The organism is Bradyrhizobium sp. CCBAU 65884 (assembly GCF_028128835.1).
GTDB classification, from domain to species: domain Bacteria; phylum Pseudomonadota; class Alphaproteobacteria; order Rhizobiales; family Xanthobacteraceae; genus Bradyrhizobium; species Bradyrhizobium ottawaense.
The window spans coordinates 204,644-218,440 of the sequence record NZ_LBJU01000131.1 but is presented as its reverse complement, the minus strand read 5'-3'; the positions used below and the strand labels follow the sequence as shown (position 1 = coordinate 218,440).

Genomic DNA, 13,797 nt, shown 5'->3' with positions numbered 1-13,797 from the left:
CTTTCGAGGCCGGCGGCCATGCGGGTTTTCCGGACGGCGGCCGCCTGCTAAACGAGCCGCCATGTCTAATCCGGATTCGATCAAGGTCGCCGCCTTCTACCAATTCGCCGCACTCCCGGATTACCGCGAGCTGCGCGAACCCCTGCGCGCGTTCTGCGCCGGCCTTAAGCTGAAGGGCAGCGTGCTGCTGGCGCATGAGGGCATCAACGGCACGCTCGCCGGTGCGCCGGAGGCAATCGACGCCCTCGCCTGCGAGCTCACGCACGGCGACATGTTCGGCGGCAGGCTGAACAATCTCGAATTGAAATTCTCGGCCGCCGAAGCGATGCCGTTCAGGCGGCTCAAGGTGCGGCTGAAGAAGGAGATTGTCACGCTTGGCGATGAGGCTGCCGATCCGACCCGCCAGGTCGGCACCTATGTCGATGCGAGCGAATGGAACGCCCTGATCTCGGCGCCCGACATGCTGCTGCTCGACACCCGCAACGCCTTCGAGGTGGCGATGGGAACGTTCGAAGGCGCCGTCGATCCCGGCATCAGGAGCTTTGGCCAGTTCAAGGATTTTGCCGCCGTCGGGCTTGATCCAGCTAAGCACCGCAGGATCGCGATGTTCTGCACCGGCGGCATCCGCTGCGAAAAGGCGAGCGCGCATCTGCTCGCGCGCGGCTTTGCCGAGGTCTATCACCTCAAGGGCGGCATTCTCAAATATCTGGAAGAGGTGCCGGAGGCGCAGAGCCGCTGGCGCGGCGAATGCTTCGTGTTCGATGAGCGCGTCGCGCTCGGCCATGGCCTGCAAGAATCCGGCCTGCAAGAATCCGGTTTGCGCGAACGAAACAAGGATGCGACGCGTGACGAATGAGATCAAGACGCTGAGCGAGCGCATCGACACACTGGAAACGCGCCTCGCCTACCAGGACGACACGATCGAGACGTTGAACCAGACCATCACCGCGCAGTGGAAGCAGATCGATCTGCTGACGCGGAAGATCGCAGAACTCGGCGAGCGGCTGCAGGAAGCCGAGGCCAATGCGCCTGGACCAGCCAACGAACCTCCGCCGCATTATTGAGCCGTCTTACTGGCCGGAGGCCTTGGGCATCAAATTCATGAGCTCGCCGGACATCACCAGGCGGTCGCGGCCTGCATCCTTGGCGGCGTAGAGCGCCCGGTCGGCAGCCTCAACCAGCGAGGCCACGCCCGCCGTGCGTTCCAGCGCCGGCCGACAGGTCGCACCGCCGACCGAGGCGGTGACGCATCCGGATTCCATATTGGTGGCATGAACGAGGCCGGCCTTGTGGATGGCGCTGCGGATCCGTTCGCCGAAAAGAGCGCAGCCGGCGGCATCGGTGTTCGGCAGCAGCATGGCGAATTCCTCGCCGCCATAGCGCGCCGCCAGATCGCCGGCGCGCTGCGTCTCGGCCGCAATGATCTTTGCGACCAGACGCAGGCAGGCATCGCCCGCGGGATGGCCGTATTCGTCGTTATAGGCCTTGAAGTGATCCACATCGATCATCAGCAAAGCAAGGCTCGAGCGGTCGCGATAGGCGCGCGCCCATTCCTCTTTCAGCCGCTCGTCGAAGCGGCGGCGATTGGCAAGGCCGGTGAGGCTGTCCTCGATCGCGAGCGTCTCGAGCCTGGTTTCCAGCTTCTTGTGCTCGGTGATGTCGCGGGAGATCGCGACCACGCCGTCGACGCGGCCATTGTCCTTGCGCGTCACCCGCATGGTCGATTCCAGCCAGACTTCGCCGTTCTGCCGGTGCGAGTTGCGATAAGTGAGGCGCGCCTCCTCCCGCTCGCCACGCTTCATGGCGTCGACGATCGCCTGGACCTCCGGCAGATCCTCCGGATTGATGCCCGCGAGCGCCGGCGTGCCGATCAATTGATTGGCGCGCCAGCCGACGACCCGCGCGGACGAGGGCGAGACATAGCGCAGCCGCTCGTCGAGCCCGATGCGCGTCACCATGTCGCTGGAGCCTTCGGCGAGCAGGCGGAAATGCGCCTCTTTCTCGACCAGGGCCGCGGCCATGCGCTGGCCGCGCTGCAACTGTCGCACCAGCACGGCGCCGATGACCGCAATCAGCATCACCAGCGCGACGACGTAGAGCATGCGGGAGATTGCCGCGGCGCGCCAGGGCGCGAGCAACTCGTCCTTGTCGACTGTGGCAAGCAAAAGGAGCGGGAAACGGCTGCTGCGCTTGAAGAAGCTGACGCGCTCGGCGCCGTCCAGGGGGGACTTGAAATAGTAGGCCCCACTCGGCCGTTGCAGGCTCGCGTCGCGGAATAACGGCTTGTCGGAAACGCTGCGTCCGACGAATGTCTCGTTGCTGGGGTTGCGCGCGATGATCAGGCCATCGCCATGCGTGAGCGAAACCGAGCTGTTGCGGCCGATCTCGAACTGCTCGTAGAAATGCGAAAGATATTTTGAGCTGATGGTCGCGAGCACGACCCCGCCGAAGCTGCCGTCGGGCTTGTTGAAGCGGCGCGACAGGGTGACGACCCATTGGCCGTCGAGGAGGCTCTTTACGGGACGGCCGACATAGGGCTCTCGTTTCGGGGAGAGCTGATGATAGCGGAAAAACGCGTCGTCGCTGAGCGTTGAGCCGATCGTCCCGGGCGAGGTCAGCCAGTTGCCCTGGTCGTCGATGATGGCGAGGCTGTGAACGCGCTCGATGGCCTTCTTGCGTACTTCCAGCAGGGTGCGCAGTTTGGCGATCGTGGCCGGTGCAGTGCCGTCCATCTCGAGCCGGCTGACGACGCCGACGACGCCGGAATCCAGCAGATCGAGGCTGTCCTCGGCATGCTGGGTCAGCGAGCGGGCAACGTTCGCCATCTCGGTCTCGGCGCCCCTGAGCACCGCGTCGCGCGCAGCCCATTCCCGCCAGCCGCTGACGCCGAGGATGGTCGCGCAGGTCAGCACAACGAACGCCGCCGCGCGCAGCGGCAGACGGCTCCATCCAGCTCGTTGGGTCGCAAGGCTCATGCGGCAGAATTCTCCGATCGTCGGAAACTCTGCCGCTTCTATTATTGAACTCTGAAATCACTACTGGAATACGTAGCCATCTACACGGTTTCCAGTAGTCCTACGGACGCCGCGATAAGCACATCGCTAACAAGGTATTAGCAAGCCGATCGGAATCCCGGCGTCGCCTTCCCCTAGCTGAAGATCGCCTTCACCTTGTCCCAGAGCGAGGGACTGTCGGCTTCCGCATCGGCCTTCGAGGGCGTCGGCTGGGTGGCGCTTACGGGATCAGATGCTGGGAAGCTGTCCCTGAGCCCGGCGTCGAGCTTGGATTGCCGGTCGGCGACGAGCGCCTCACGCAGATCGTCGGCGTGCTTGTCATGCGGCGCGGGATTGAATGTCTCAGCCATGATGTCCTCCATCGGCTGGTCAACGCGGCCCGATTGCGCTGGTTCCCCTGTTCCGCTGAGGGCCGGAGCGGTGTATCAGAGGCCATAACCTTTCTCAGGACCATTCGTGCCCCAATCTGCGACGAAACCTTTCATCGACGTGCTCTCCGGCCAGCGCCAGAGCATCCCGCCCATGTGGATGATGCGGCAGGCCGGCCGCTATCTGCCGGAATATCGCGAGGTCCGCGCCAAGGCCGGCGGCTTCCTCGATCTGTGCTTCAACCCGGAGCTTGCGGCCGAGGTGACGCTGCAACCGATCCGCAGATTCGGCTTCGATGCGGCGATCATCTTCTCCGACATCCTGGTGATCCCCTATGCGCTCGGGCGCTCGGTGCGGTTCGAGGTCGGCGAGGGCCCGCGGCTGGATCCGCTGGATGATCCGGCGAAGGTCGCAACGCTCGCCGCGCGCGCCGACTTCGGCATGCTCGAGGCGGTGTTCGAGGCGCTCAAGCTCGTCCGCGGCGCGCTCGATCCAAAGACCGCGCTGATCGGCTTCTGCGGCGCGCCGTGGACGGTTGCGACCTACATGGTCGCCGGCCAGGGCACGCCGGATCAGGCGCCGGCGCGGATGATGGCCTACCGGCATCCGGAGGCGTTCTCGAAAATCATCGACGTGCTGGTCGAGAACTCGATTCAATATCTGCTGTTGCAGCTCGCCGCCGGCGCCAATGCCTTGCAGATCTTCGACACCTGGGCGGGCGTGCTGCCGCCGGCCGAGTTCGCGCGCTGGTCGGTCGAGCCGACCCGCCGCATCGTCGAGGGCGTGCGGGCCAAGGTGCCGGATGCGAAGATCATCGGCTTCCCCCGCGGTGCCGGTGCGCAATTGCCTGGCTATGTCGAGGCGACCGGCGTCAATGCGGTCAGCATCGACTGGACCGCGGAGCCGGGCTTCATTCGCGAACGCGTGCAAAGCAAGGTCGCCGTGCAGGGCAATCTCGATCCGCTGGTGTTGATCACGGGCGGCGCGGCGCTCGACCGCGCGGTCGACAACGTGCTGGCCAATTTTGCCCAAGGGCGGCTGATCTTCAATCTCGGCCACGGCATCCAGCCGGAAACGCCGATCGCCCATGTCGAGCAGATGATCAAACGCGTGCGGGGCTAATTCGCCCGCTCCTAACGGGCGCGGAAACAAAACGCGAAAACAACCTCATGCACAGTAGACAAGTCATTGAAAACTCTGGGCCGGCACGCGCGGCTCAGAGGCGCGTTTGACACGTCGGGCAAATCAGGCGCGGAATCATAAGATGGCCGGTTGCGCTTTCGCGGGAAGGCTTAGCGCGGCCGGCTGCGCTCGATGATCTCGGCGGCGCCCTTTGTCAGCAGATCCAGACCCACGGCACGGCCGAGCTCACGCGGCCGATTGGCGGGGCCTTCGCGCGAGGCTTCGATGATGGTGTTGCCGGAGAGGTCGAGCACGGAGGCCGTCAGCGACATCTGATCGCCGGCAATGGTCGAGAAACCCGCCACCGGCGAATTGCAGTGGCCGTTAAGCACCCACAAGACCTCGCGCTCGGCGTCCGCGCTGGCATGCGCGGCGGGATCGTCGATTGACGACAGGATCTGCCGCGTCTGCCAGTCCTGCGCCGCGCATTCGACTGCAACGATGCCCTGCCCCGCCGCGGGCAGCATCTCGGCTGCGGTGAATTCGTACGCGATGCGGCCGGCAAGGCCGACGCGGTCGAGGCCCGAACGCGCCATGATCAGCGCATCGGCCGGCCCCACCGTGCCGCCGTCCGGCAGGCGCTGCTTCTCGCCATTGTCGAGCTTTCGGACGCGCGTGTCGGCGGCACCGCGGAAGTGGATCACCTCGACATCCGGCAACAGGCGTCGCGCGTACGCGGCCCGGCGGACCGCATTGGTGCCGATCTTAAAACCCTTGCCGCGGGACTGGCGCAGCGCCTCCAGCGTCACGCCGTCGCGCAGCACCAGCGCGTCGTTCGGCGGATCGCGCGACAAGGTGGCGCCGATGACGAGGCCGGGCGTGTCCTCATTGCCCGGCATGTCCTTCAGCGAGTGCATCGCCGCCTGCAATTCGCCCGACAGCACCGCGGCGCGGATCTGCGCCACGAAGGCGCCGCCCTTGCCGCCATGCGGCAGCAGCTTGCTGGTCTGGTCGAGATCGCCCGTGGTGTCGAACTTGACGATCTCGACGTCGAGACCGGGCACGGCGGCGGTCAGGCGGCGCGCGATCTCTTCCGTCTGTGCCAGCGCCATCGCGCTCTTGCGTGTGCCGATCTTGAATCGCGTAGCCAAGTCCAAACCCTCTCAAGCAGCGAAATTACCGCGCATCCTCCAATATCATGTCGGAGGCCTTTTCGGCGATCATGATGATCGGGGCGTTGGTGTTCCCCGACACGAGGTCCGGCATGACCGAGCCGTCGACGACGCGAAGGCCTTCGAGCCCCCTCACCTTCAGCCGCTGGTCGACCACCGCGAGCGCGTCATTGCCCATACGACAGGTCGAGGTCGGATGGTAGATGGTGCTGCCGCGCTCGCGGCAATAATCGAGCAACTCGGCGTCCGTGGATACCTTCGCACCGGGATCGTACTCACCAGCCACGAACGGCTTCAGCGCCGGCGCATTCAAGATCTTGCGCAGGATCTTCAGACCTTCGACGTTGGTCGTGCGGTCGGTCTCGGTCGACATGTAGTTGATGCGGATCTCCGGCGGCACCGTCGGATCGGCGCTCTTGATGCGCAGGGAGCCGCGGCTCTCAGGACGGAGCTGGCACACAGAGGCGGTAAAGCCGGAGAAATCATGCAGCTTCTCGCCCATCTTGTCGGTCGAGAACGGCAGGAAGTGAACCTGGATGTCGGGCGAGGCCAGCCGCGGGCTGGTCTTGAAGAACGCGCCCGCCGTGCCCGCCGCAATCGTCAGCCACCCCTTGCGGAACAGCGCATAGCGCGCGCCGGCCATGGTGCGGCGGAGCGGATGATTGACGGTGTCGTTCAGCGTGATCTTCTGCGAGCAGCGCATCACGATGCGGACCTGCATGTGGTCCTGGAGGTCGTGACCGACGCCCGGCGCATCCAGCACGACATCGATGCCATGCTTGCGCAGGAGGTCGCCGGGCCCGACGCCGGAGAGCTGCAGCAGCTGCGGCGAGTTGTAGGCGCCGCTCGACAGCACGATCTCCTTGCGCGCGCGGGCACGTCGGATTTGCGAGCCTTGCCGATATTCGACGCCGACGGCGCGGCGGCCCTCGAACAGCACGCGCTGGCCGAGCGCGGAGGTTTCGACCTTGAGATTGCCGCGGGCCTTCGCCGGCCCGAGATAGGCCACCGAGGTCGAGGCGCGCCGACCGTTGCGCGTCGTGGTCTGGAACAGGCCGACGCCTTCCTGCGTGGCGCCGTTGAAATCGGGGTTGTAGGGCAGACCGGTCTCGACCGCGGCGTCGATGAAGGCCTTTGACAGCGGATCGGTCACGACCATGTTGGAAACCGGCAGCGGGCCGCCGCTGCCGTGATACTGGTCGGCCCCGCGCGACTGGTTCTCGGCCTTCTTGAAGTAGGGCAGCACGTCGTCATAGCCCCAGCCGGTGTTGCCGAGCTGACGCCAGCGGTCGTAGTCCTCGTGCTGGCCGCGGACATAGAGCAGACCGTTGATCGAGCTCGATCCGCCCAGCGTCTTGCCGCGCGGCTGGAACACCTGACGTCCCTTCAGCTCAGGCTCCGGCTCGGTCTGGTACATCCAGTTGACCGTCTTCTCCTTGAACAGTTTGCCGTAGCCGAGCGGCACGTGGATCCAGATGTTGGAATCCTTTGGCCCGGCCTCGAGCAGCAGCACGCTGTGCTTGCCGCTTGCCGATAGACGGTTGGCGAGCACGCAGCCGGCGGAGCCGGCGCCGACGATGATGTAGTCGAATTCGGGATCGGTGGATGCGAGAGAGGAATTTGCGTTCATGCGCTAGTCTTCTTGTTGTGTGGGCGTTTCTGGTTCGTCACTAGCACAATCATGCGCGATGGCGCAGCGCCTCGACCAGCGACTTGAACGCACGGGCATATTCCGCACCCGCCCTTGCGATATCGGCGCGCCCGGCGCAGGCGACCGCAGCCTCCGTCACCGCGCCGAGCAGCAGCCGCGCCAGCGGCTCGACCGGCTGCTTTGCGATGAGGCCGGTCTCCATCGCCACCGAGAGCGCACGTGGCAGCTTGCCGCCGAAATGCCGTGCGTCGATCTCGCGCCACCTCTCCCAGCCGAGCACGGCCGGCCCGTCCCGCAGGATGATCTGGCCGGTCGGGCCCTTGGCGGTCGCCGCGAAATAATGCTGCGTGCCGGCGACCATCGCCGCGAGCACATCCTTCTCGGCGCGGGCGGCGCTGTCGATCTCGACGACGAGATCCCGCGAGACCCGGTCGAACACGGCTTCGAACACTGCCTCCTTGGTCTTGAAGTGATGATAGACCGCTCCCTTGGCGACAGAGGCCGCCTCCGCGATCTCGTCCATGGTGGTGGCGGCAAAGCCTTGCGTCCCGAACAGGCGGCGCGCCGCCGTCAGGATCGCCTCCGATGTCGCCGCCCGCCGCTCCGCCTGTTTTGCCATGGGTCTCGTCTAATCGAATTCGGCAGAAGCAGCCAGTTGACTTTTCGACCACCGGTCGGTATTTACCGACTATCAGTCGGTTTTAATTGCGGGGTTTGATATGCCGAGCCGTGACGTCGTCGAAGCTTTTGCGCAGCGGCTGGAGGCCGGGGATTTCATCGGTGCGATCGAGCAGTTCTGCACGCCCGACGCCGCGACCTATGAGAACAACGGCGCTCCGACGATCGGCCGTGACAAGCTAGTCGCCAAGGAGCGTGCCGTGCTGGCGGCCTCGAAAGAGGTCAGGGCCGTCCGCATCGGACCGAGCCTGATCGACGGCGACCATGTCGCGACGCGCTGGACGTTCAGCTTCACCAACGCAGAGGGTGTCGCACGAACGCTGGACGAGATCGCGTGGCAAACCTGGCGCGGCGACAAGCTGATCGAGGAGCGGTTCTATTACGACCCCAAGCAGCTCGGGCGGTGACAAGCCGCCCTTTCGCAATCGATTTCAAGCTGACTCGCCCGGTGCCATCATGGCGTCGGCGAGCTTGCGCATCAGGCGCACCAGATCCTCCACATCCTGATCGTCCCAGGTCGCAAACATCCCCCCGACAATCCGTTCGCGTGCCCTGTCCACCGCGTCCGTCATGGCCTTGCCGCTGGGCGTGATGGTGGCTTCACTGACGCGGCGATCCGCTTCGCTGGCGTGGCGCTTGATCAAGCCGAGATTTTCCAGTTTCGCGACCTGCCGGCTGACCGTGGTGTAGTCCCGCCCCATGCGATCCGCGAGGTCGACGACTCCGATCGGGCCGCGCCGCTCGATGCCGACGAGCAGCGGAAACAGCGCGCGATCCAGCGAGATGCCCGCCTCGCGGATCATCATGTCGTCGCCCTGCCGGCGGTTCATGACACTGACGATGTCGATCAACGCTTCGTGAAGCGAGCGCACCTGCTTTTTAATATGTGTATTTTGCACCCTTCTTGACATCCCGATGACCCTCTGCCTAATGTGTGCATATTACACATATTGAGGATGCCATGACAAAGCAATTCACGGCGGACGTTCTGATCTGCGGAGCAGGTGCGGCCGGCCTTACGCTCGCCATCGACCTCGCGCGGCGAGGCGTGTCCTTTCGGCTGATCGAGAAGCAAGCCGGCCCGTTCCATGGGTCTCGCGGCAAGGGAATCCAGCCTCGAACCCTTGAGATCTTCGAGGATCTCGGCATCATCGACCGCATCGTTGCCGCCGGAGGTCTCTACCCGCCGCAGCGCAAATACCGCGATGACGGCAGCTTCATCGAGTCAGGGATCGCAGAGCTCGCCGTCCCCACCCCCGCCGAGCCCTACAACATGGCGCTGATGATCCCGCAATTCCTGACCGAGGGCGTGATGCGCGAACGGCTGCTCGAACTCGGCGGGCGGGTGGAATTTGGCTGCGAATTGGTCGGCCTGGAACAGGATGAGGACGGTGTTACTGCGCGCCTTTCAGGCCGGGACGGCGAAGAGACGGTGCGCGTGCGTTACCTCGTCGGTGCCGACGGCGGCCGCAGCTTCGTGCGTCACGCACTCGGCATTGGTTTTCAAGGCAAGACGCTCGGCTTACGAGCCGTGGTGGCCGATGTCGTGCTGACGGGCCTGGACCGCCTGGCGTGGCACCGCTTCCACGATGGCGCGATGGACCGCCAGATTTCGCTGTGCCCACTGGCCGGAACGGAGCTGTTTCAGTTGCAGGCACCCGTTCCGCTCGATGGCGAGATCGATCTGTCCGCCGAAGGACTTTCGGCCATGGTCGCCGGGCGCACGGGACGCAACGATATCCGCATCCAGTCCGTGCTTTGGGCGTCGGCCTATCAGATGAATGCGAGACTCGCCGATCGCTACCGGGATAGCCGTGCATTTCTGATCGGCGATGCGGCTCACATCCATCCTCCGACGGGTGGACAAGGTCTCAATACCAGCGTGCAGGATGCCTACAATCTCGGCTGGAAGCTGGCGGCCGTTATCGGCGGCGCGTCCGCAACTCTGCTCGACAGTTACGAGGCAGAACGACGCCCCGTCGCTGCAAATGTGCTCGGCCTTTCCACCGACTTGCTGGAAGCGGCCAAGCGCGGCGACATGAGGCGCGGCCGCGAGGTGCAGCAACTCGACATCGGCTATCCGGGATCACCCTTGGCACTGGAAAAACCAGGGCGCATGGCAGGCCCGTCCGCGGGAGCCCGCGCGCCGGATGCGCCGCTACGCGGAGCCGCCGGACAACCCATACGCTTGTTCGCGTTGCTCAAGGGGACTCATTGGACGCTGCTTGGCTATCAGGTGAAACGCGAGACCGTATCGGCGTGCACTGGACTGCACATCCACCGTATCGGCCCGGAGCCGAGCTCGTCGACGACAGCGAGCACTTTCGCGACGCATACGCCGTGTCGCCCGGGGATTGGGTGCTGGTGCGTCCTGACGGTTACATAGGCGCATTCGTGGGCTCGCGGCAGATCGATGGGCTCACGCATTTCCTGGCCGAACAGGGCCTCCAGCCGGCTCCGTAAGTGTCGAAGTCCGCATTTGTATCGATTTGTTATCGATATCGCGTCACGAACACGCAGAAGTGGTCGCGGCGAAGGCCGCAGTCAGGGATAATTCATAGTTCGTCAAAGGTTTGCGGCGAATTCTCCCTGAAGGAGCCGACCAACGGCCCGTCCTGCTAGGCTCTGAAATGCGGACTCAAACGACCAGCTATGTCGCGCGGCTGTTCGCGGGCGATTTGTCGGCCTTTGGCGGTCCCGCAACCGACGAGGCCGTGGCCGGCCATATCCGCGCCGAACAGATGTCGCTGGTGCTCGGCTATTCGGTCGGCATCATGCTCGCCAATGCCTGCAACGCCATCGTGCTCGCCATCGCACTGTGGCAATCGCCGGACAGGATTCTTGCGTTGATCTGGGCCGCCGCCGTCGCCAGCGCCGCGATCGCATTCGGTCTGCAATCCCGCGCCGCGCGCCGCATCACCAAGCCGCAATTCGTCTCGCGCCGCGCCATGCACCGGCTGGTGCAAAATGCCTTCGTCCTCGGCACCGCCTGGGGCATCGTCCCCGTCGCCTTCTTCAATAGTGCTTCGACCGGCGGCCAGCTCGTCATCACCTGCCTGTGCTCGGGCATGCTGGCCGGCGGCGCGCTCGCCTTCGCCACGATCCCGATCGCAGCGATCGCCTTCACGGCCCCGATCTTCGTCGGTATCGCGATCTGCCTCGGCAGCAATGGCGATCTGGCCTTTCTGCTGATCGCCTTCCTCGTCGTGGTCTACGGCAGCGTGCTGCTGCGCGGCGTGTTCGTCAATTCGTTCTCGTTCGCGCGGCGCGTGATGCGGCAGATCGAGGCGGAGCGCACCGTGCGGCTCGATCCTCTGACCCACCTGCCCAACCGCGTCGCCTTCAACGAGACGCTCGAGGCCGCGCTCAAGCGACTGGCATTGTCCGGCGAGGAGTTTGCGGTGCTCCTGCTCGATCTCGATCGCTTCAAGGAGGTCAACGACAAGTTCGGCCATCCCGCCGGCGACGAATTCCTGGTCCAGGTCGCAAGCCGCCTGCGACGCTGCACGCGCGCCGCCGAGCATGTCGCGCGCATCGGCGGCGACGAGTTCGCGCTGGTGATGGCCAATCTGGCGCGTCCCGAGGATGCACTCGAGATCGCCGAACGCTTCGTCGCGGCCTTCACTGAACCGTTCCGCATCGAGGGCCGCCAGATCGTGGGCGCGACCAGCGTCGGCATCGTGCTGGCGCCGCGCGACGGCACCACGGCGCTCGACGTCATGAAGAATGCCGATGCCGCGCTCTACCGCGCCAAGAAGGCGGGCCCCGGCACGATCCGCTTCTTCGAGACCAGCGACGACAGGGTGTCACGCGATCGCAAGGCGCTGCAATCCGACCTCGAGGGCGCGATCGCGCGAAACGAGCTGTTCCTCGTGTTCCAGCCGTTCCTCGATCTCGACCAAAGCCGGATCACTGGTTTCGAAGCGCTGCTGCGCTGGCAACATCCTGAGCGCGGACTGGTACCGCCGAGCGAATTCATTCCGATCGCGGAAGAGACCGGGATGATCCACGAGATCGGCGAATGGGTCGTCCGCCGCGCCTGCGCGACGGTTGCCGAGTGGCCGGACGACATCAGGGTCGCCGTGAACTTCTCGGCCGCGCAGTTTCACAACGCCGGCATCCTCCAGATCATCGTACAGGCGCTCGCGGAGGCGAAGATCGCCCCGCACCGGCTCGAGATCGAGATCACGGAATCGATGCTGCTGTCGAAATACGGCTCGGCCGAGCCGGTTCTGAACGCGCTGCTGCAGCTCGGCGTCACCGTGGCGCTGGACGATTTCGGGACCGGCTTCTCCTCCCTCACCTATTTGCGCAAGCTGCCGTTCAGCCGCATCAAGATCGACCAGTCCTTCATCCGCGACATGCTGGTGCAGCCCGACTGTGCCGCCATCGTCAAATCGGTGATCTCGCTCGCGCGCGACCTGCGCATCGCCGTCGTCGCCGAGGGCGTCGAGACCGCCGACCAGCTCGACTATCTCAGGCAGATCAGTTGCGACGAGGTGCAGGGCTATCTGATCAGCCGGCCGGTGTCGGTGGACGGCGTGCTGGCGCTGCTGGATACGAAGAAGCTTCGGGCGACGTTTGCGGCGTAGGTGGAACTTAGATTTGAGCTAGTGACGACCACGACGGCGGTAAGCCCCCTCGCCCGCTTGCGGGAGAGGTTGAGGAGAGGGTGTCTCCGCAACGGGACACTCCCTCAGAGGAGAGAGCCCTCACCCGGCGCTTCGGCGCGACCTCTCCCGCAAGCGGGAGAGGTGGAGCCCGCGGCGCCGTCCATTCCTTCTTAATGGAGTCCAGCTCAAGGCTCGCTCAAACCGCGTCCGCGCGCAGCAGCGTGTCCACGGTGATGGTGCCACGGGCCCGCGAGACGCAGGCGCAGATCTTCTGGTTGCTTTGCTTCTGATGGTCACTGAAGAAGACGTCGCGGTGGTCGATCTCGCCGTCGACCTCGACCACGTCGATGGCGCAGAGGCCGCATTCGCCGCGCTTGCAATCGTACATCACGTCGTGACCGCTGGCGTTGAGCACGTCCAGCATGGAGCGCTCGCGCGGGATTTCGAGCTCGACATCAGAGCCCTTCAGGCGCACGCGAAACGTCTCGGTCGGCAGCGTGCCGCTGGAGCCGAAGGTCTCGTAGCGGAGATCGGGCAACGGATGGCCCGCGCCGATCCAGGCGTGGCGCGCGGCATCCAGCATCCGCATCGGGCCGCAGAACAGCGACAGCGCGCCTTGCGGCAATGACGCGAACACCGCATCGAGGTCGAGTTGTCTGCCTTCATCGCTGGCATGAACGACCAGGCGATCGCCGAGCATCGCGGCGAGATCGTCGAGATAGGCGGCCTCGGCGCGCGAGCGCACCGCATAGTGCAGCGTGACATCCACGCCGCGCCGCGCCAGCGCCTGCGCGGCACCGAGGATCGGCGTGATGCCGATGCCGCCGGCGATCAGACAATAGCTTTCGCGAGCCCAGTCGACCGCGAGCAGCGAAGCGGGCTGGGTGATGTCGAGCCGCGCGCCCGGCGCGAGCTGCCACATGTAGCGGGAGCCGCCGCGGGAATCCTCGGCACGGCGCACCGCGATCTTGAAGCCGGCCGAGGTGGCTTCGCCGACCAGCGAATAGGACCGCGTCTCCGGCAGGCCGTCGATGGTCACGCTGATATTGATGTGGCTGCCGACCGGATAGGCGGCGGCGTCGAACCGATCAGGCCGGATCAGGAATTCACGGATGCCGGGAGCGAGATCGCGCGTCGAGACGAGCGTTGCCGGAATCCAGGTTTCGATGAAGCGCATG

12 protein-coding genes and 1 pseudogene are annotated in these 13,797 nt (G+C 65.1%); 6 read left to right on the top strand and 7 right to left on the bottom strand.

From position 1 onward, the window contains the following. Window positions 1-61 precede the first annotated feature (61 nt). Both trhO and XI03_RS34215 read left to right on the top strand, forming a co-directional pair. Window positions 62-856 carry an oxygen-dependent tRNA uridine(34) hydroxylase TrhO gene (gene trhO / locus XI03_RS34220; RefSeq protein ID WP_271594566.1) on the top strand — a complete coding sequence of 265 codons (795 nt, stop codon included), beginning with the start codon at window positions 62-64 and terminating at the stop codon, window positions 854-856. Further along, the gene (locus XI03_RS34215; RefSeq protein WP_028141773.1) at window positions 846-1,064 is read left to right on the top strand and encodes a SlyX family protein; all 219 of its coding nucleotides are present in this window, start codon (window positions 846-848) and stop codon (window positions 1,062-1,064) included. Before trhO ends, XI03_RS34215 begins: the two co-directional genes overlap by 11 nt. Before the next feature lie 6 nt (window positions 1,065-1,070). Here the strand turns inward: XI03_RS34215 and XI03_RS34210 are convergent, their stop codons facing one another. Further along, window positions 1,071-2,975 (bottom strand): sensor domain-containing diguanylate cyclase, encoded by a 1,905-nt coding sequence (locus XI03_RS34210; RefSeq protein ID WP_271594565.1) that lies wholly within the window; start codon window positions 2,973-2,975, stop codon window positions 1,071-1,073. A 173-nt stretch (window positions 2,976-3,148) separates the two neighbouring features. Continuing rightward, window positions 3,149-3,364 carry a hypothetical protein gene (locus XI03_RS34205; RefSeq protein ID WP_028141775.1) on the bottom strand — a complete coding sequence of 72 codons (216 nt, stop codon included), beginning with the start codon at window positions 3,362-3,364 and terminating at the stop codon, window positions 3,149-3,151. Between the two features lie 106 nt (window positions 3,365-3,470). On the opposite strand from XI03_RS34205, the gene hemE reads away from it, so the two are divergent. Next, complete coding sequence (gene hemE / locus XI03_RS34200; protein ID WP_271594564.1) at window positions 3,471-4,505, top strand: uroporphyrinogen decarboxylase; 1,035 nt, start codon at window positions 3,471-3,473, stop codon at window positions 4,503-4,505. A gap of 170 nt (window positions 4,506-4,675) precedes the next feature. Here the strand turns inward: hemE and hemC are convergent, their stop codons facing one another. Genes hemC through XI03_RS34185 form a run of 3 tightly spaced genes read right to left on the bottom strand, consistent with a single transcriptional unit; the run spans window position 4,676 to window position 7,947 of the window. Further along, window positions 4,676-5,656, bottom strand: coding sequence for a hydroxymethylbilane synthase (gene hemC / locus XI03_RS34195; protein ID WP_028141777.1), 981 nt, complete (start codon window positions 5,654-5,656; stop codon window positions 4,676-4,678). 25 nt (window positions 5,657-5,681) lie between these two features. Further along, window positions 5,682-7,307: a GMC family oxidoreductase gene (locus XI03_RS34190; protein WP_038972584.1), complete on the bottom strand. Its 1,626-nt coding sequence runs from the start codon at window positions 7,305-7,307 to the stop codon at window positions 5,682-5,684. Window positions 7,308-7,356: 49 nt separating this feature from the next. Continuing rightward, on the bottom strand, window positions 7,357-7,947 hold the full coding sequence (locus XI03_RS34185; protein WP_271594563.1) for a TetR/AcrR family transcriptional regulator: 591 nt from the start codon (window positions 7,945-7,947) through the stop codon (window positions 7,357-7,359). A gap of 100 nt (window positions 7,948-8,047) precedes the next feature. Here XI03_RS34185 and XI03_RS34180 point away from each other — a divergent pair, with 100 nt between their 5' ends. After that, on the top strand, window positions 8,048-8,413 hold the full coding sequence (locus XI03_RS34180; RefSeq protein WP_028141780.1) for a nuclear transport factor 2 family protein: 366 nt from the start codon (window positions 8,048-8,050) through the stop codon (window positions 8,411-8,413). Between the two features lie 24 nt (window positions 8,414-8,437). Here the strand turns inward: XI03_RS34180 and XI03_RS34175 are convergent, their stop codons facing one another. Then, window positions 8,438-8,917 carry a MarR family winged helix-turn-helix transcriptional regulator gene (locus tag XI03_RS34175; RefSeq protein ID WP_038972582.1) on the bottom strand — a complete coding sequence of 160 codons (480 nt, stop codon included), beginning with the start codon at window positions 8,915-8,917 and terminating at the stop codon, window positions 8,438-8,440. Window positions 8,918-8,967: 50 nt separating this feature from the next. Between XI03_RS34175 and XI03_RS34170 the strand changes: the two are divergent. Continuing rightward, window positions 8,968-10,469 (top strand): annotated as a pseudogene (locus XI03_RS34170) (FAD-dependent oxidoreductase). Window positions 10,470-10,636: 167 nt separating this feature from the next. Continuing rightward, window positions 10,637-12,598 (top strand): putative bifunctional diguanylate cyclase/phosphodiesterase, encoded by a 1,962-nt coding sequence (locus XI03_RS34165; protein ID WP_271594562.1) that lies wholly within the window; start codon window positions 10,637-10,639, stop codon window positions 12,596-12,598. A gap of 217 nt (window positions 12,599-12,815) precedes the next feature. On the opposite strand, the gene XI03_RS34160 is transcribed toward XI03_RS34165, so the two are convergent. After that, complete coding sequence (locus tag XI03_RS34160; protein WP_271594561.1) at window positions 12,816-13,796, bottom strand: PDR/VanB family oxidoreductase; 981 nt, start codon at window positions 13,794-13,796, stop codon at window positions 12,816-12,818. Between the last annotated feature and the right edge of the window lies 1 nt (window position 13,797).